Source organism: Allomuricauda sp. M10, assembly GCF_020782875.1.
In the GTDB taxonomy this organism is placed as follows: Bacteria; Bacteroidota; Bacteroidia; order Flavobacteriales; family Flavobacteriaceae; genus Flagellimonas.
Genome location: NZ_JAJGBN010000005.1, coordinates 217,241 through 234,557, shown reverse-complemented (window position 1 = coordinate 234,557; position 17,317 = coordinate 217,241). Strand labels below are relative to the sequence as shown.

Genomic DNA, 17,317 nt, shown 5'->3' with positions numbered 1-17,317 from the left:
AGGATGTTAAGACATAATGTCAATTTAGTCCATTTTGTCCTCGTAGCAAGTGCCATTAATTTTATCTTCTTTCATTATCCCTTTTTTAAGTATGCATTTACGGCGCTCGATTATAAAACCTTAGGCGGTACTACCATTATTGTGTCTTTGGTCATTGCAATGCTCCTTGCGAATGCCTTTGTATTATATCTTATATTCTTTTTTTCTCGACTTGTTGGGAAAATTGTATTGACCTTCTTTTTCCTGGTCAATGCAATTGCTATCTATTTTGTGAATACCTATCATGTCCTCATAGATCCTACCATGATCGGTAATATTCTGAATACCAGTTACGATGAAGCCAGCAGTTTCTTTTCTTTTCAATTGATGTTGTATGTAATTTTATTGGGCCTGATTCCTGTAGTTTTTATAATCAAGGTCAAAATCACCAAAGAAACTTTCAAGCGATTTTTACCTCGTTTTTCCCTGACATTCCTCTTCCTTGTCCTTCTTGTTTTTGGCAATGGTGGCAATTGGCGATGGATCGATAAAAATTCTCCCCAATTGGGTTCCTTGGCAATGCCTTGGTCCTATGTGGTAAATACCTCAAGATTCTACCTTGATAAGTTCAAAGAAAATAAAAAAGTGCTATTGTTGCCCGATGCGAAAATAAAGGACCCTGTAAAGTCCCTTGCTGTTTTGGTCATTGGAGAATCGGCAAGAAGGGAAAATTTTTCCCTATATGGGTATGAAAAATTTACCAATCCCCTATTGTCCAAGGTTGAACATCTTCACAGTTTTAAGGCAACTTCTTGTGCCACATACACCACAGCTGGTGTAAAGTGCATATTGGAACACACCAATTCCCGTAAACTTTATGAAATTTTACCCAATTATTTATATCGAAATGAAGTCGATGTGATTTGGAGAACCACAAATTGGGGAGAACCGCCCGTCCATATTAAGAACTTTCATAAAAAAGAGGATTTAAATAAAGGGTGTGAGGGACAAGCGTGCAACTATGATGAAATTCTTTTGAAAGGGTTAAAGGAACAGATTTTGGCAAGCAAAAAAGATAAAATATTTGTCGTATTACATACAAGTACAAGTCATGGGCCCTCGTATAACACAAGGTACCCTCCCGAATTTGAAAAGTTCGCACCAGTTTGTACAAGTGTTGAACTAGGGGAATGTTCCCAAGAATCGCTTGTAAATGCCTATGACAACACCATTGTTTATACCGATTATATCCTTTCCCGTTTGATTGAAGGTCTTAAGGAATTGAAGGAATACAACAGTACGATGCTCTTCGTTTCAGATCATGGGGAATCCTTAGGGGAATATAATTTGTACATGCATGGAATACCCGCAGCTTTTGCCCCTAAGGAACAACTGGAAATACCTTTTCTGGTATGGTTATCGGATGGCTCCAAAAAACTAAAGCCGAACGAAATACTATCACAACATCATATTTTTCATAGTATCCTGAATTTCTTGGCAATAGAAAGTCCTATCTATGATGAAAATATGAACATATTTAAGTAAATAGATATTTCTCCAGCACTGGTGCTTTTTTCAATTGAACGATGCCCTGTATTGCAGAGGGGTTTGTTGCGTCTTTTTTTTGAACATAGTACTGAATGATTGGGGACGCTCAAAGCCAAGGTCATAAGCTATTTCCTTAACACTTAAATCGGTAGTTGAAAGGAGTTCTTTAGCTCTGTCAATTATGGATTCTTGGATATGTGTCTGCGCATTTTTTCCGGTAACATTTCTCAACATATCACTCAAATAATCAGAGGATACATTGAGCTTTTCCGCAAAAAAGTTGACGGTGGGGAGACCCGAAAGTGCAGCATCACTTTTTAGATAGGAATCAATCAATTCTTCCATCTTGGCTACTAAATCATTATTGATGGCACTTCGTGTCAGAAACTGCCGATTGTGAAAACGCTTTGCATAATGAAGAAGCAGATCAATATGGGAAACAATCAGATCTTGGCTATAATGGTCAATATTATTTTCGAGCTCATCCTGCAATTGATGCATAAGGTTCATCATTATTTTGTCCTCTTTTTCCGAAAGGTGCAAGGCCTCGGCAGTGGAATACGAAAAGAACCCATAATTTCCAATGACCTTACCCAATTCATAATGCCGAATTAGCTCGGGTTTGAAGATGAGCATATAACCCGACACTGGGTCATCCGTAGGGTTCGTAACCGAAAAAATTTGACCAGGTTTGGTGAAACTCATGACGCCCTCATCGAAATCATAAGTCCCTTGTCCGTACTTGAATTTTCCCGAAGATCCTTTTTTGCAGGCCACACAATAAAAATCATAGAAAAAGTTGCTCCAGATTGTATTGTCATCAAACTTCAGCAGTTCAAAATCAATCACACTTATCAAAGGATGATCGGGCTTTGGCAGTCCAAATAAACTATGGAGTTCAGAAATTGATTCAATTTTATAAGGAGCAACTTTTTTCACACTTAAATTATTCAAAATCAGTGGATAAAGATAAGTCTTTCCATTGTCCCATTTCTTCCCTTTCCTTTCTACGGACTTCCAGTATAGCATTGTAGCTATCAGGACCCAAGGGAAGATGCAATGGTGGATTGGACATTCCGGTAATCTTAAGTAACACTTCCGCCAATTTTTTGGGATCGCCCAATTGTTGTCCATCAAATCCCGTAAACTGTTCAATCTGTTTATCTAGATTATAGGCGTCAATTTTGTTTTGTGCAACATTGAGGGTTTCCTCGCTCATAAAATTGGTTCGAAATGTTCCTGGTGCAAGGATCGTCACTTTTATGCCAAAAGGAGCCACTTCTTGGGCTAGGGCTTCAGATAGCCCAATAACCGCATATTTAGAGGCACTATAGCTCCCATTTCCAGGATAACTCATGTAGCCCATCATTGATGCCGTGTTGATAATATGTCCAGACTTTTGTAGGCGCATGGTTGGAAGAATATTTCTGATGATAAGGGCCATTGCAAAAACATTTACATCCATTGTTTTCCTAAATTCATAATCGCTTAGTTCTTCAATATTTCCCAAAAGGTTGTAGCCTGCGTTATTGACCACAACGTCTATTCGTCCAAATTTTTCAATGCCATTGGAAATAGCATTTTGTATATCCTTTTCATTGGTGATGTCCAATTCTACAGGAAGTAAATTATCCTTGTAATCTACAATTTTTTCTAAAAGTAGGTCGATATTTCGGGAGATTGCAATGACTTTCCCTCCGCCTTCTAAAACTGCTTTTGTAATTTCAAGACCCATCCCTTTGGAGGCTCCTGTAATGAACCAAACTTTCTGTGTGCTCATACTATTTGTTTTTTTACAAAGCTACAGGGCACATAAATCTATGACGTTTTCAAATCAAGGATAAACGTTTTTGAATCCAAGTTTGGTTGATTTTTTGTTACCACTAACGGTCTGAGAAGTAACAGGGCAGAGTCCGTATATTTTTATATGTCCTTTGTGTTATTTTGATTTTTCACCATAAACACACAACCGGCCCATACCAATAATTTCCCCCTTTGAGTAGACCGACACTTACTTTAAAGTCTCTTTTATTATTTATGGTCTTTCAAATCCTCGTGTTCGATTACAAAGGCCATGAGCTCGGCCATTTTTCCATCACGAAACTTCCATATATCACAGTAAGAGTATGTAATGCTTTCTCCGTTTTCGGTCATTACCGCGATTTTACCGATTGCCGTAAGGTAATCGTTCTCGGCAATCAAATTTTCAACATCATTTTGTGGAGGTTCTATATATTCATTAAACATCCATTTTCGAACCGCTTCCTTTCCATTTAGAATCTGGTCACCTACAAATATCCATTTGGTATCATCGGTGCAGTATTGAAGGAATGCTTCATAATCCCCTTTGGAAACCGCTTCATTTGCTTTCTGTAGAATTATTTTATTAGTATCTGTCATAGTAGTATTCTGCATTTATATTATTAATATCAATCTGCGTTTTGAAATAATAGAATATCATGAAAATTTCAACAGACAAAAAATTCAATTGATTGATTGTTACTCTAATTCAAGAAATCCGAGATTGCCCTTATAATTTGTTCGGGTCTCTCCTCTTGAAGAAAATGACCGCAATCCTTAATTTCCATCATTTCATGTTCATGAGCATTATTGGACAGAAAATTATACAGAATATCATAATTACCGGATGATGCAATTCCCATTGTTGGATTTTTAATTTTAGAAGAGCTTTTATGTTCTGCAATATCTTGACCAAAGGTTTGGTACCAGGCATTGGCCGCTCTTATATTTTCCTTATGGTTATAGTGTTGAAGGTAGACGGAGCGGTCAAAATCACTGATGCCCTTTTTATTGATGAGTAACTTTTCAAACAGGTGGTCCAACAACAACCCAAAACGTCCTTCCAGTAGCTGGGCGGGGAGCTCGTTCAACTGGTTAAAAGCCACCCACCAAGGGTACACGGGAGTCCCAACGGGCAACATGGGTAGCCGATACATATTTTCATCAGGGGGAGGCGTATCCAGAAGAATCAGTTTATCAATGCTTTCTGGATGATTGACGGCAAACGAATAGGCTACATTGGCTCCAATGTCATGTCCTGCCATATGGACCCTATCGTATCCCAAAGCAGCTATCAATTCCATTATATCATCGGCCATATTCTTCTTGGAATATCCTTCTTCAGGTTTATCACTATCACCCATTCCACGCAGATCGACCGCAATTACACTATATTTTTCGGCCAAAAAGGGCATAATATGGTGGTATGACCACCAGGTCTGGGGCCAACCCGGTAACAATATCAATGGATTGCCGCTTCCTCCCGTGACATGGTGGATGTTTATGCCATTGACTTTTTGAAAGCGACTGGAAAAACCTGGCATTTGTTTTATAAGATTTTCTGTTGTGTATGGATTCATAATGATATGTTTATGGGTTTTATTCTTTCAGTCCGATGGCTCCCTTAAAGGAGATCCAAGCAAAATTCCTACTATCGTTCTTGGCGACATCCCCGGATTCGAATGCATAGATTGCAGTCTCAATAATCGATCCGAACAAATTAAAAATCCAGGGGATGGTCAGTTCTGGATTGATGCGTTCAGCCTTTTGAAGTTCCTTGATAAGGTTAAACCATTTTGATTTGACATCATCGGATTCAAACTCTTTTTTCATCTCCAAATCAGAGAAGTTACTACGTTCGTAGATTCTTTTAACGAATGCATAATTGGCCCCTTGCTCAATAGCGGCAAAAAGCATGTTCCTTATTTTTATAATGGGACCCGGATCACTTTCATAAGCTAGTATCATAGCCTTGTTACAACTGACCAACATCTCGTTTTTGCACGATTCGATCAAGTCCTCACGATTTTCAAAATAGCGGTGCAGCGTTCTACGGGAAACCCCAGCTTCTTCGGCAACCTTCTCCAAGGTATCCGACGGGTTGTCCCTAAAACATCTCACTGCGGCAGTTATAATTTTCGCTCTAGTGCTTTCCATGACCCAAATTTATGAAATATGTCTCAAATATGTGACATATTACTAAAATTAAATTTATTAGTAGTTTGATGTATTCCACAACCGAAAATATCTTTTCGGTAATTTAAACGCCATTCACAAGGTTCTAGGAGATTGATGCATGGGAGAATACACGGAACGCTTTACGAAAAAAGAAGGTGATCTTAAGAACAGCTGTTACAAAAACCGGAAATGACAAGATTATGAACTTTGGCAACATAGCCTTCAGGTAACGGTACGGCCAAATCCCTTTCCAAACACTCGACCTTACCGCAGTGCAAACATCTGAAGTGAATATGATTATGGGAATGCACTTGATTCTTCCCACTGCAATTGTGGCAAATTGCAAAATATTGTTTTCCATCATCCCCAATGACCTTGTGCACTTTTCCATCCTCACAGAATCTATTCAGTACTCTGTAAATGGTGGCCCTGTCGATATCGGAACCAATATTTTCTTGTATCATATCGTGGCTCAGTGCATTTCCAGACGATTTGAGAACTTCAAAAATCTCCGCTGTGGAGTGTGTATTTCTACGCTTCATATTTTTATTGCGACTCTATTGCAATATTACAAAAACAATACTACATTTGAAAAATTCATAATGCGACCTTGTTGCGATAATATTTGATGGATAGGAAGTGAATCTATTAGGCTTACTAAATAAAATAAGATGACGGATACGAACAATTTTGATGCGATCATAGTTGGCGGGAGCTATGCAGGTCTTTCAGCTGCAATGGCTTTGGGACGTTCCTTGCGCCATGTTTTACTAATTGACAGCGGCATGCCTTGCAATGAACGCACACCGCATTCGCACAACTTTTTAACACAGGACGGAAAAACACCAAAAGAGATTTCAATGCTTGCCAAGCATCAAGTTGAAAAATATGGTACGGTTAAATTTTATAATGGGATTGCCAGTAGTGGGAGGAAAAGTGAAAATGGATTTGAAATCACAACAAACACAGGGAATAAATTCAATGCCAAAAAATTGATTTTTGCAACAGGGATAAAAGACATGGTGCCAGACATAAGGGGATTTGCAGAATGTTGGGGTATTTCTATTATCCATTGCCCATATTGTCATGGTTATGAATACCGCAACCAAAACACGGCCATTATTGCAAACGGGGCAAAAGCACTCCACCTTGCTTCATTGGTCAAAAACCTAACAGACAACATTACGATTTTGACCTCGGAAAAGGCTGACTTTACTTCAGAACAACTTGATAAACTAAACACGCACGGTGTAAAAATTATAGAAACAAAAATTTCCGAATTTGAACACAAGAACGGACATCTACGGAATATAATTTTTGACGACACCACTAAAATATCCTTTGATGCTGCATATGCTGCGGTTCCTTTTGTACAACATTCAGATATTCCAGTTTCCCTTGGTTGTCAACTTACCGAACATGGCTATATAAAAGTTGATGATTTTCAAAAAACTACCATACCAAGTATCTATGCCTGTGGTGATAATACAAATATGATGCGTTCTATTGCCAATGCCGTTTACAGTGGTAATGTAACGGGAGCAGTTGTGAATGGGGAGTTAACAAGTGAACAATTTTAATCCAATGACCCAATGATCGAGGTATTTATAACTGATATTCCAAACAAAACTCAGGCGGACAGGGTTTCAAGTAGAATCCTAGTAGAAAATACTGATTTAAAAGTCAACTTTGACCTTAATGAGACAGCTTTATCATTTCCTTGTGGACATACAATTTTAAGAATGGAAGGAGATGTAGTCAATTCTGATGAAATTATAGCAATCGTAAAGGGATCAGGTTTTAAATGTGAAGTTTTGAAAGACAAAATTTGCAAATAATCTAAGGGTAACTATGACAGAATTTTGGGAATCAAGTTTTCGGGACAAGCAAGAAATGTGGGGATGGAAACCAGCGGATTCAGCAATTGAAACTGTAGCTTTATTTAAGGAAAACGGTTTAAATAAAATCTTGGTACCGGGGTTTGGTTATGGAAGAAATGCCAAGATTTTTATTGACAATGGATTTGAGGTAGCTGGAATTGAGATTTCCGAAACTGCAATTGCAATGGCAAACGAGCATTTGGCAGAACATATAAAAATACATCATGGACCTACCAGTTCAATGCCGTTTGATCAAGAAGTATATGATGGAATATTCAGCTATTCTTTGATCCATTTATTGAACCCCAAAGAACGAACCAAGTTGATAAAGGATTGCTATAACCAACTGAGACCCGGCGGCTATATGGTTTTTGTATCCATCTCGAAAAAGGATTTTAGATATGGTGAAGGGGAAGAAATAGGCAAAGACACATTCAAAAAGAATTATGGTGTTACCCTATTTTTTTATGATTCGGAGTCAATTCGATTGGATTTTGGCAATTATGGCCTAGTGGAGGCCAAGGAAATTAGGGAACCCATAAGGAATTTGGGAGACCACCCCTCACAACGGTTTTGGTATATTATCTGCAAAAAGTGATTGGTAAAAAAATCATTTGAATACTAATATAGTGTTCGCCTAAAGCTTGATGGGCTTACAACCCTTCATGATATAGCATGAAAAGCCACTCCCCTATTTAATGATTGAATGTATCGAAAACCCACAATTATCATAGCCTTCCTGTCATTTATAATTCCTCATCTTCTTGAATCTATTGTTGCTTGAAATAAACCTATACTGGAGTTTTTATAAGGCGCCGGCAGTCCATTTGTATTTTTTAATTGCACGAATCCCAAAAAATCAAAACCACATTTTTCGTAATAGTTTATGAGTCCAGGGTTGTTTCCAACGGTATCCATGCGGATATATTTTTTGTCATTCTCCATGGCGTATTTTTTTGCCCATTCCAGAATCTTCCTAACGAAATTTTGCCCCCTAAAATTTGGATTGGTCGCAATACGATGAAGGTAAATGGAAGAATTATTATTTCGTTCTTCCCATATTTGCGCGTCATCAAAAGTTATCGCCCAAATACAAGCAATCTGGTTATCAATCAATAATTTCCATTGTCTATTTTCAGAAATTTCTGTTCTAATGAGATTTCCATCAAACTCGGGCCAATGCATGCTAAACTTTGTTTTTTGAAAATCTCGTGCCATTTTATACAGATTGAATATTTCATCTATATCATTTATATCACAGTTCTTTATTTCCATAACTTTCTATTAATTGGCATGTTTACATTGTATTGGGGGCGGTTAAGAAACCAAGTGTTTTGTGCATCCTGGCAGCCAGTACTTTCAAATAGCAAGCACTTCCGGATAAATATAAAGAAACGTTTGGAGTTATCTTTTAGATATTTTATTAGTTTTGTAATGAATATTACAAAATGAAAGGAAGACCCAATATTCATCAAGACAAGGACGTAATCCTAAAGGCCCAAGAATTATTTTGGGAAAAAGGGTTTAATGCCACTTCCCTCTCTGAGTTAAGCAAAGCAACCGGTGCGGGGGCCGGGAGCCTTTATAACACGTTCAAAGGAGGAAAAAAGGAACTTTTCAAAAAATCACTCCAACAGCGAAGAGAGGATTTAAAGGAGTTCAGTCTTCAATTGGAAAATAGCGACAATCCCATGGAGTTGATCAAAAATCACTTTCGCACCATAGTGAATGCTGACCATAGGTCCCATTTAAGGGGTTGCATTGTGGCCAATACCATCATTGAAATGACTTTTATTGACGATGAATTGGAGAATGAAGCGATAGAAATTTTAAAAGAAACAGAAAAGCTGTATACGGCTACCATTCTAGAAGAACAAAAAAAAGGAACTATTAAATCAAAAATACCGGCAACTACATTAGGGAAATATCTAATAAGCCTTTGGTGCGGAATCAACTCATTACGGCGTATTTACCCAAATCAAGAAATTTTGGAACAGCAAATTGAATTACAGCTACAAATAATCAACTAAAAAAATTTGATTATTTTTTTAACAATCATTACAAAAATAAAATGGATTTAAAATTAAAAGGTAAAAGAGCATTTATTAGTGGATCGACACAAGGCATTGGCTTTGCCATTGCACAACAATTATTAAAAGAAGGGGCTGATGTGACCATAAACGGGAGACACAAACAAAGAACGGAAAAGGCAAAAGAAAAACTACGAGAGCAATTCCCCAATGCAAACATATCAGCACTATCGGCAGACTTTTCTAAGAAAGAGGAAGTCGAAGAACTTCTAACGCAACTTGAAGACATTGACATTTTGGTCAACAATGTTGGAATCTTTAGTGTAAAGGACTTTGGGAGTGTAGTAGACGAAGATTGGTACCAATACTTTGAAATAAATGTAATGAGCTGTGTCAGATTATCTCGCCAACTATTGCCCAAGATGCTGAATAAAGAATGGGGACGAATTATTTTTATTAGTAGTGAATCAGGAGTAAATATACCTGAAAACATGATCCATTACGGAATGACAAAATCTGCAATGTCAGCCATTGCCAATGGACTTTCCAAGTTGACCAAAGGAACAGAGGTTACCGTAAACACTATTTTGGGTGGACCAACCTATTCCCATGGGGTTGCAGAAGTAATTGAACAAATTGCAAGGGCTCAAGACTTGGATATTGAAGAAATGAAAACCGCAATTTTACAACAATCAAATCCTCATATGCTATTACAGCGATTTATTGATCCAAGTGAAATAGCGCATTTAGTATCATACATATCCAGTCCTTTATCCCTTGCGACAAACGGAGCATCTTTAAGAGCAGATTCCGGAGCATTAAAAACCATTTGAGATGTACTCGGAAAACATCAGCAAATTATTGTAATCTGATTCTTAAAATCCCCCTATGACCCTATTCTTAGTTAAGAATGTGCTCTGGAAATTACTTGATTACAAACCGTTAATCGGAAAAAATCTTTTGGTAAAAACTTCTTGATAATTTCAGGGAAGTGTTTCGCAGTATCGCGGGCCTAGCCGATATTCGTCCCCTCCTCCAATAGATTATCCATAATCTTTTTGAGGAACTTTGTTTTGTTCCTTTTTACTTCCTGGAGGAAGGGCGAACTGTCATCGGTGTCAGGGATATTCTTCCCTCCCCATAACGCAATTTCAATTAAAGCGGGTATTAAATCAACACCTTTTGGGCTCAACCTATACAGACCTTTTACCTTATTACCCGGGTAAGGTAATTTGATGATCATTCCGTTATCCTCTAATAGCTGTAACCTATTCGCCAATATATTCGTTGCTATTTTTTCCGCAGATTTTGTGAAATCCCCATAAGTACGGGATTTATGTAACATTAAATCCCTAACGATCAATAACGACCATTTGTCTCCGAAAATATCCAATGACGAACTTATAGGGCAATCGGAACGCATTTCAGTTGCTTTCATGAATTTTGATATTTTTTACTTGCATATTGAAAGTAATTATATACTTTTGTACTTGTATTTTGCAAGTATTCAAATTAATTTATCACTTGCACATTGAAAGCAAAATTAATTATTTAAAGTAAAAAGATATTACATCATGACAAAAATTTTAGTTACGGGTGCCACAGGCGTGGTTGGAAAAAGTACAATTGAACATTTGTTAAAGAAAAATGTTCCTGCAAGTCAAGTTATCGGACTTGCTCGGAATAAAGAAAAACTGAAAGACTTAGCAGCTAAAGGCGTGGAAATACGTGAAGGTGATTATCTTGACTACAATTCCTTACTACGTGCATTTGAAGGTGTTGACAAAATAATGCTAACTAGTGCAATAGCTTTTACAGACCGATTTACCCAACACTATAATGTTATTACCGCTGCCCGGCAAATGGGCGTAAAGCACGTGGTCTATATGTCCATTATGCGCAAAGAAGGTTTCGGACGTATTATGTCCGAAGTCACGGAATCGGACCTTTTTACGGAACAAGTGCTCAAATCCTCAGGGCTTGATTATACCATTTTATATCATCCACCTTTTGCCGATCTTCTATCTGCCTACTATGGTCCCAATCCTTATGAAAATGGGATAAACGTTCCAGCCAACAATGGAAAAATGGTACCTGCGACAAGAGATGAATTGGCAGAAGCCCACGCTGAAATACTTTCTACCCCCGGCCATGAAAATAAAACCTATTCATTAGGGGGATCACATACTATTTCGTTTTCTGAAATAGCAAAGATTCTTTCGGGACTAAAAGGACAATCTGTGTCTTTTAATACCATAACAGCCGAAGAATATATGGATGGCATAGTTGGCCAAGGGGTCCCTCGTCATGTTGCCGAATTTATAACAGGTTGGGTAGTGGCCATTGAAGGAGGTGAATTCGAACATCAATCAGGTGACTTAGAGCGATTATTAGGTAGAAAGACCAAAACTTTCAAAGAGCTCATGGAACCAACTCTAGTTTAGAATCATCACAAATCTTAACCGTTAAAAACGCATGGCAATAGGAATCATCGGGCCAGATAAAGTACTAGCAAAGAAATTGGTACATGCAGGCTACCCTGTTATCCTTTCCAATTCAAGGGGCATTGAATCTTTATGCCCATCATCAACGAGCTTGGACCATTGGCAATGGCCAGAACAAACCAAGATGTCAGTATGCGGAGGTCGTAATGATAGCTGTAATGTGGTGGCCTATACCCGATGTGGTAAATGAACTTAAACACCATCCGAAAGGAAAAAACGTTGGTGACATTAGCAATGCTTTTGCTAAAGACGGTAATCCCATAAAACTGGAAAAGCAAACGGGTACTATCATTGAAGAACCAAAAACAATTCTATACACCCCTTATTATCAATAAGTTACTTTAATTTTTCAAAATAAGGTAACCGAATAGGTAACTTTTGACCGAATCGATATGCTTACACTAACGAATTTAATAAAATTTGATACCCAAACTGAGCCATTGAACAAAAATTATCCATTTTAAAAGTTGTTTACATATGGGACCAAGATGCACCATATCCCTCTTTGTTATACTGAAAATAAGGTGTATCTTCACTCTATCTGCCTAGCAATTTTATTTAAAAATGATTAAGGTTAGTATCAATAGAAAATTGAAGATCATCTTTCCGACTTCCTAAGCACTTGCGAGTGTGCTTAAACACCTGTTCCTTTTTGTTATTTCCACGCCGCCTATTTGAATAATTTTCAAATTGGTTGGCTTACTCGCAAAAAAAGGTCTGCTCAGGATACAGTGTTCAAAAAGAATTTTTCAATTTTTAAATTAAATAAAAATGGCAAAGAATATTGCTAAACCAAAAGCTTCAAAAGCTGACCTAAAGGCAAAGAAGCAAGAAAAAATCCAAAAAAAACTTGAGGAGAAAAAAATGAAAAAGCGAAAATCCAGAAAAACTTAATGCATTTGTTTTCCTTTTAAAAGTATAAATACTAAATTCTTAATGTAAAAAATTGAAGGCCGATCGGATATTGATTGGCCTTCAATTATTGTAGGCTTCTCAGAACAAAATAAATTCTACATAGATTTTGAATTCAAGCTTGATTTATAGTAATCATCAAGGGATAAAGCCATTTTTTCATCGCAACCTTCCATTTATTTAAATAAACCGTGGTATATCGGAATTTCAAATGACTGCATAATATAAATCAATAACTTACCCATATTGTTGATTCCACATTATCATTTTCATAGTCGCTCTTTGTTCTTCACTCAATTTATATGTCCACCTTATGGCTGAGGTAGATTCTTGAAAATTGCCGAACAACCGGTTTCTGGGAATCAAGGAAGACATCAATTTAACCTACTACATCATATATTTTGGTTGTCTGCAACTAAAAAATCATAGATATCATTAATCATCAATAAGTTAATTGAATAAGTGATTTTTGATTGAAGCAATATGCTTATTCGAAAATAAAATCCAAGGCAACCGATTCTCAGTATCTCATAAGAAAGAGTTCCCTTTATTTCAAAGTCTGTAATCCCCAACCATCTCCTAACATAACAGTTCATATTTAAAGCTGTTTTATACCTCTCTCAAATACTTCAATTTTAAAAATAAGTTAATAATTATAAATGGTATTAACCATTTGGTTAAATTTGTTGGTTAATATATGGTTTATGATACATACAGATACTGAAAAAGCAATATTACAAGCCGCGAAGACCGTGTTTTATAAAAAGGGTCTTGCCGCAGCACGCATGCAGGAAATAGCTGATGAGGCCAACATAAATAAGGCTATGCTCCACTATTATTTTCGAAGCAAGGAGAAACTGTTTGGAGCAGTTTTTCTACAGGCTTTTGGAGAATTGGCTCCTTTTCTGAACTCCATTTTCAATTCGGACAAACCTGTTTTTGAAAAAATCAGGGAGTTTGTGGACGGCTATATCACCTTTGTGGTCGATAACCCATATTTACCAACTTTTATTATCCAAGAAATGAACATCAACCCGCAGTTTGGTGAAACATTTTTCAGGAATCATGTGACTCCTGACCCATCCAAATTTGAAGAACAAATAGCTCGGGAGATCGAACATGGAAATATTAGGCCCATTGATCCCAAACAATTGGTTTTGAACCTTATTTCCCTGACCGCATTTCCATTTGTAGGCAAAGGCTTGGTCATAGGTATTCTAGACCTGGATGAAATAGCCTTTAAAACCCTCATGGAGGAACGAAAAAAATTGATTCCTGAAATGATCATTAATACAATCAAAGTACAATGAAGCATCTGATCGACAGCATACAACATGTATCATGGAAGCTGGTATTGCCTCCTCTAAACAAGGATTCATTCCTGTTAGTGGTCCTCCTTTCATTCCCATTTATAATCCAGGCCCAAGAAACGATATCCTTGGACAAATGTTTGAGACTGGTCCATATAAATTATCCGTTGGCCAAGCAAACATCGCTGTTGACCGAACAGTTGGGACTGGATATTGATGCGATCAAGAAGGACCGCTTGCCCAAATTGGATCTCAATGGCCAGGCCACCTACCAATCCGAAGTAACAAGTCTTGGGGGGCAATTGATGAATGTTACCATTGACCCCCCAAATAAAGATCAATACCACACGACATTGGATGCCAACCAATTGATTTACCATGGAGGTCTGATCGATGCTTCGATCAAAGCTAAGGAGACCAAGGCCGCCATTGGGCAACAGGAAGTTGAGATTTCTTTATATGGGCTGAAAAACCGTGTTAACCATTTGTATTTCTCCTTGCTTTTGTTACAGGAAAACCAAGATTTGTTGCGTGCAAAGGAATCCCAATTGACTGCAAGGCTTGAAGAGGTCAGGGCCGGTGTAAAATATGGCACCTTGCTTTCCTCATCAGCGGATGCATTGGAGGTCGAACTCATCAAAATCCAACAGCGAAACACAGAACTTTCAATGTCCAAATTGGATTTGCTTCAGCAACTCTCCATTATGATAGGCACCGACCTGCAACCACAGGTTGTATTACAGCGTCCGGAGGTTTTTCCCGTGGTTCCCGACCAGACATCCCAAAGACCGGAACTTTTGCTTTTTGAGCTACAAAAATCCCAAGTCGATCTGTCATCGGATCTTTTGGAAAGGTCCAAACTTCCAAAGATCAGTGCTTTTGCACAGGGCGGGTATGGGAATCCAGGACTCAACATGCTGGACAATACCTTCAACTCCTTTTTCATGACCGGTGTAAAACTTAATTGGAATGTTTTTGATTGGGATAAAAACCGAAAAGAACGACAGTCTTTACAGATTGACCGAAATATTGTCGATTCCCAAAAAGAAACCTTTGAATTGAACAATGACTTGGAACTGGTCAACCTGCAATCCGAAATTGACAAAATGGAGGAGCTCATCCGATATGATGAACAGATCATCCCTCGGTTTGAAAAAATGGTCAAGACGGCAGAATCCCAACTAAAAAACGGTGTGATAACCTCCTCGGCATATATCACCGAGTTTACAAATTTATATGAGGCCAAGAGCAACCTTGCCCTCCATAAAACCCAAAAACTACTGAACCAGATTCAATATCAAATTACGCAAGGTACTTATGAAAAGAGCAGCAACTAAGGCCCCTATGACCAAAAAAGCCCTAACAATATTGTCCATTTTCACCCTGGTCGTTTCCCTTACATCCTGTAATGGTGGAGGGGATCTCGCTGATGGCTATGGAAACTTTGAGGCAACGGAGACCACCGTCTCCGCCGAAGCCAACGGTAAAATTCAATTTCTGGATGTGGTGGAAGGAAACCTCCTTGAAAAAAATGAAGTTGTCGGGGTCATCGACACCATCCAATTATCGCTGAAACGCGATCAATTGAAAGCCGCAAAACAAACCATTTACTCAAAATCAACAAACGTGCTCTCCCAGCGAGACGTGTTACAAGAGGAATTGCAGGTAGCCCAAAACGACAAGAAGCGCATTGAAAGCTTGATCAAGGAGAATGCGGCCACCCAAAAGCAATTGGACGACATCCAGGGCAAGGTACGAATCCTACAGCAACAGATCAAGAGTGTCGAAACCCAGAACACCCCCATTATCAATGAAGTCAAAGGCATTGAGGTCCAGATCGAGCAGATTGAGGACCAAATTGCAAAAAGTATCGTGAAAAGTCCATTGGACGGTACGGTATTGGTCAAATATGCCGAACCTGGTGAAGTCGCTGTCTTCGGAAGGCCCTTGTTCAAAATGGCCAACCTTGATGAAATGGAACTCAGGGTATATATCAGTGAAGCACAACTACCCAACATCAAGATCGGTCAATCGGTCACGGTCAAGATCGATGATGTGGATTCAATGAGATCGTATGAAGGCACGGTATCCTGGATATCCGCATCTGCGGAGTTCACGCCCAAGATCATACAGACCAAGGAAGAACGGGTGAACTTGGTGTACGCTGTGAAGATAAAGGTCAAAAATGATGGAAGCCTTAAAATTGGCATGCCCGCCGAAATGTGGATTGCGAACTAATGTATTTAACCCATAAAAGACATCCTATGAAACTACAACATTTTATTGCAATGATCCTAGTATTCCTGTTGGGCGCCGTTTCCTTGATAATGGGAACTTTGGTACTTCTCGGCATCCACGAAGCAGGCCATGTTGTCCTAAAGGGACTGTTGGTCTATAATATCGTGCTAGGTGCCCTGTCATTACTGGTAGCTTACCTTATTTGGAATCGATCTAGGTCGACCTCAAGTTCTGTACTCCTGCTATTGTTGTCCCATATCTCCGTCCTGATCTTCCTCGTATTGTTTACAAACCATGTGGCCAAAGAAAGCATTAGGGCCATGGAAATCCGGGCCATCATTTGGGCACTGGTATTCTTACTCATCCAATGGGGTTCGTTCAAAAAATCAAATCTACAGACCAGGGGTTGGAGAGGCTTGGCAGTGCTGTTGGGTGCAACAACCATTATCCTCCATTCCTGCAAAAATAATCCGAACAGGCAAAGCTCAGATTCCCAAAGCAACCCAGGTCAAGTCCAGGTAGAAGAAGTCTCCCCAAACGTATCGGTGGTCCACGATGCATGGACCGATGAAATCCAACTGGACCATGGATCCAAATGGCTGGCGAATGTAGAGACCACTCTAGGGGTATCCAAGATGCTCACTGCCCTAAACGGCTTCAACGGCGGTTCCGTATCAGCGTACCAAGCATTGGGGGATGACCTCAACGAACTTAAAAATATCATTGTAAAGGAATGTACCATGACCGGCCCTTCCCATGACAATTTGCATGTCTGGCTCCATCCATTGATCGAAAAAATCGAAGCCCTGCAAAATACCGACAGTGAGACATCAGGGGTTCAAAGGGTACATGATATTGAACAGCATTTAAATGGCTACTATGAATTTTTTGAATAGCTGTCCAGATTTAGGAAACCAAAACAATAGCAACCCATACCC

The 17,317-nt window shown here is 38.6% G+C and carries 21 protein-coding genes; 13 read left to right on the top strand and 8 right to left on the bottom strand.

All coding sequences use genetic code 11. The annotated features are described in order from the left end of the window. The first annotated feature begins 3 nt into the window (after positions 1-3). The gene (gene eptA / locus LKX84_RS14135; RefSeq protein WP_228237793.1) at positions 4-1,524 is read left to right on the top strand and encodes a phosphoethanolamine--lipid A transferase EptA; all 1,521 of its coding nucleotides are present in this window, start codon (positions 4-6) and stop codon (positions 1,522-1,524) included. Positions 1,525-1,554: 30 nt separating this feature from the next. Here the strand turns inward: eptA and LKX84_RS14130 are convergent, their stop codons facing one another. The 6 genes from LKX84_RS14130 to LKX84_RS14105 form a co-directional block, all read right to left on the bottom strand. Continuing rightward, positions 1,555-2,376, bottom strand: a complete 822-nt coding sequence (locus tag LKX84_RS14130; protein WP_317206479.1) for a helix-turn-helix transcriptional regulator — start codon at positions 2,374-2,376, stop codon at positions 1,555-1,557. Positions 2,377-2,473: 97 nt separating this feature from the next. Further along, positions 2,474-3,307 carry an SDR family NAD(P)-dependent oxidoreductase gene (locus LKX84_RS14125; RefSeq protein WP_228237791.1) on the bottom strand — a complete coding sequence of 278 codons (834 nt, stop codon included), beginning with the start codon at positions 3,305-3,307 and terminating at the stop codon, positions 2,474-2,476. A gap of 251 nt (positions 3,308-3,558) precedes the next feature. After that, positions 3,559-3,927 (bottom strand): nuclear transport factor 2 family protein, encoded by a 369-nt coding sequence (locus LKX84_RS14120; RefSeq protein ID WP_228237790.1) that lies wholly within the window; start codon positions 3,925-3,927, stop codon positions 3,559-3,561. A 104-nt stretch (positions 3,928-4,031) separates the two neighbouring features. Next, positions 4,032-4,907: an alpha/beta fold hydrolase gene (locus tag LKX84_RS14115; protein ID WP_228237789.1), complete on the bottom strand. Its 876-nt coding sequence runs from the start codon at positions 4,905-4,907 to the stop codon at positions 4,032-4,034. A 19-nt stretch (positions 4,908-4,926) separates the two neighbouring features. Continuing rightward, positions 4,927-5,484, bottom strand: coding sequence for a TetR/AcrR family transcriptional regulator (locus LKX84_RS14110; protein ID WP_228237788.1), 558 nt, complete (start codon positions 5,482-5,484; stop codon positions 4,927-4,929). 182 nt (positions 5,485-5,666) lie between these two features. Continuing rightward, positions 5,667-6,047 carry a Fur family transcriptional regulator gene (locus LKX84_RS14105; RefSeq protein ID WP_228237787.1) on the bottom strand — a complete coding sequence of 127 codons (381 nt, stop codon included), beginning with the start codon at positions 6,045-6,047 and terminating at the stop codon, positions 5,667-5,669. A gap of 129 nt (positions 6,048-6,176) precedes the next feature. Here LKX84_RS14105 and LKX84_RS14100 point away from each other — a divergent pair, with 129 nt between their 5' ends. The 3 genes from LKX84_RS14100 to LKX84_RS14090 are packed head-to-tail and all read left to right on the top strand — an operon-like array spanning position 6,177 to position 7,983. After that, complete coding sequence (locus tag LKX84_RS14100; protein ID WP_228237786.1) at positions 6,177-7,085, top strand: NAD(P)/FAD-dependent oxidoreductase; 909 nt, start codon at positions 6,177-6,179, stop codon at positions 7,083-7,085. Between the two features lie 12 nt (positions 7,086-7,097). After that, positions 7,098-7,343 (top strand): hypothetical protein, encoded by a 246-nt coding sequence (locus LKX84_RS14095; protein ID WP_228237785.1) that lies wholly within the window; start codon positions 7,098-7,100, stop codon positions 7,341-7,343. Positions 7,344-7,356: 13 nt separating this feature from the next. After that, a complete protein-coding gene (locus tag LKX84_RS14090; RefSeq protein WP_228237784.1) occupies positions 7,357-7,983 on the top strand; it encodes a class I SAM-dependent methyltransferase in 627 nt (208 codons plus the stop codon). A 158-nt stretch (positions 7,984-8,141) separates the two neighbouring features. Here LKX84_RS14090 and LKX84_RS14085 read toward each other — a convergent pair whose 3' ends face one another. Beyond that, positions 8,142-8,660: a GNAT family N-acetyltransferase gene (locus LKX84_RS14085; protein WP_228237783.1), complete on the bottom strand. Its 519-nt coding sequence runs from the start codon at positions 8,658-8,660 to the stop codon at positions 8,142-8,144. Between the two features lie 173 nt (positions 8,661-8,833). Between LKX84_RS14085 and LKX84_RS14080 the strand changes: the two genes are divergently transcribed. Together LKX84_RS14080 and LKX84_RS14075 are read left to right on the top strand one after the other, a co-directional pair. Beyond that, positions 8,834-9,415: a TetR/AcrR family transcriptional regulator gene (locus LKX84_RS14080; protein WP_228237782.1), complete on the top strand. Its 582-nt coding sequence runs from the start codon at positions 8,834-8,836 to the stop codon at positions 9,413-9,415. Positions 9,416-9,456: 41 nt separating this feature from the next. Then, on the top strand, positions 9,457-10,248 hold the full coding sequence (locus tag LKX84_RS14075) for an SDR family NAD(P)-dependent oxidoreductase (RefSeq protein ID WP_228237781.1): 792 nt from the start codon (positions 9,457-9,459) through the stop codon (positions 10,246-10,248). Positions 10,249-10,427: 179 nt separating this feature from the next. Here the strand turns inward: LKX84_RS14075 and LKX84_RS14070 are convergent, their stop codons facing one another. Further along, complete coding sequence (locus LKX84_RS14070) at positions 10,428-10,853, bottom strand: winged helix-turn-helix transcriptional regulator (protein WP_228237780.1); 426 nt, start codon at positions 10,851-10,853, stop codon at positions 10,428-10,430. A 136-nt stretch (positions 10,854-10,989) separates the two neighbouring features. Between LKX84_RS14070 and LKX84_RS14065 the strand changes: the two genes are divergently transcribed. The 7 genes from LKX84_RS14065 (at position 10,990) to LKX84_RS14040 (ending at position 17,275) form a co-directional block, all read left to right on the top strand. Next, the gene (locus LKX84_RS14065) at positions 10,990-11,859 is read left to right on the top strand and encodes an SDR family oxidoreductase (RefSeq protein ID WP_228237779.1); all 870 of its coding nucleotides are present in this window, start codon (positions 10,990-10,992) and stop codon (positions 11,857-11,859) included. Positions 11,860-11,942: 83 nt separating this feature from the next. Continuing rightward, a complete protein-coding gene (locus LKX84_RS14060) occupies positions 11,943-12,254 on the top strand; it encodes a hypothetical protein (RefSeq protein WP_228237778.1) in 312 nt (103 codons plus the stop codon). Positions 12,255-12,690: 436 nt separating this feature from the next. Continuing rightward, positions 12,691-12,813 carry a hypothetical protein gene (locus LKX84_RS17955; RefSeq protein WP_262909147.1) on the top strand — a complete coding sequence of 41 codons (123 nt, stop codon included), beginning with the start codon at positions 12,691-12,693 and terminating at the stop codon, positions 12,811-12,813. A gap of 722 nt (positions 12,814-13,535) precedes the next feature. Beyond that, positions 13,536-14,141 (top strand): TetR/AcrR family transcriptional regulator, encoded by a 606-nt coding sequence (locus LKX84_RS14055; protein WP_220114668.1) that lies wholly within the window; start codon positions 13,536-13,538, stop codon positions 14,139-14,141. Continuing rightward, positions 14,138-15,478 carry a TolC family protein gene (locus LKX84_RS14050; protein WP_228237777.1) on the top strand — a complete coding sequence of 447 codons (1,341 nt, stop codon included), beginning with the start codon at positions 14,138-14,140 and terminating at the stop codon, positions 15,476-15,478. The genes LKX84_RS14055 and LKX84_RS14050 overlap by 4 nt, the downstream gene beginning before the upstream one ends. Beyond that, positions 15,459-16,379, top strand: a complete 921-nt coding sequence (locus LKX84_RS14045; protein WP_228237776.1) for an HlyD family secretion protein — start codon at positions 15,459-15,461, stop codon at positions 16,377-16,379. Before LKX84_RS14050 ends, LKX84_RS14045 begins: the two co-directional genes overlap by 20 nt. A 26-nt stretch (positions 16,380-16,405) precedes the next feature. Beyond that, a complete protein-coding gene (locus LKX84_RS14040) occupies positions 16,406-17,275 on the top strand; it encodes a hypothetical protein (protein WP_228237775.1) in 870 nt (289 codons plus the stop codon). Positions 17,276-17,317: the final 42 nt, after the last annotated feature.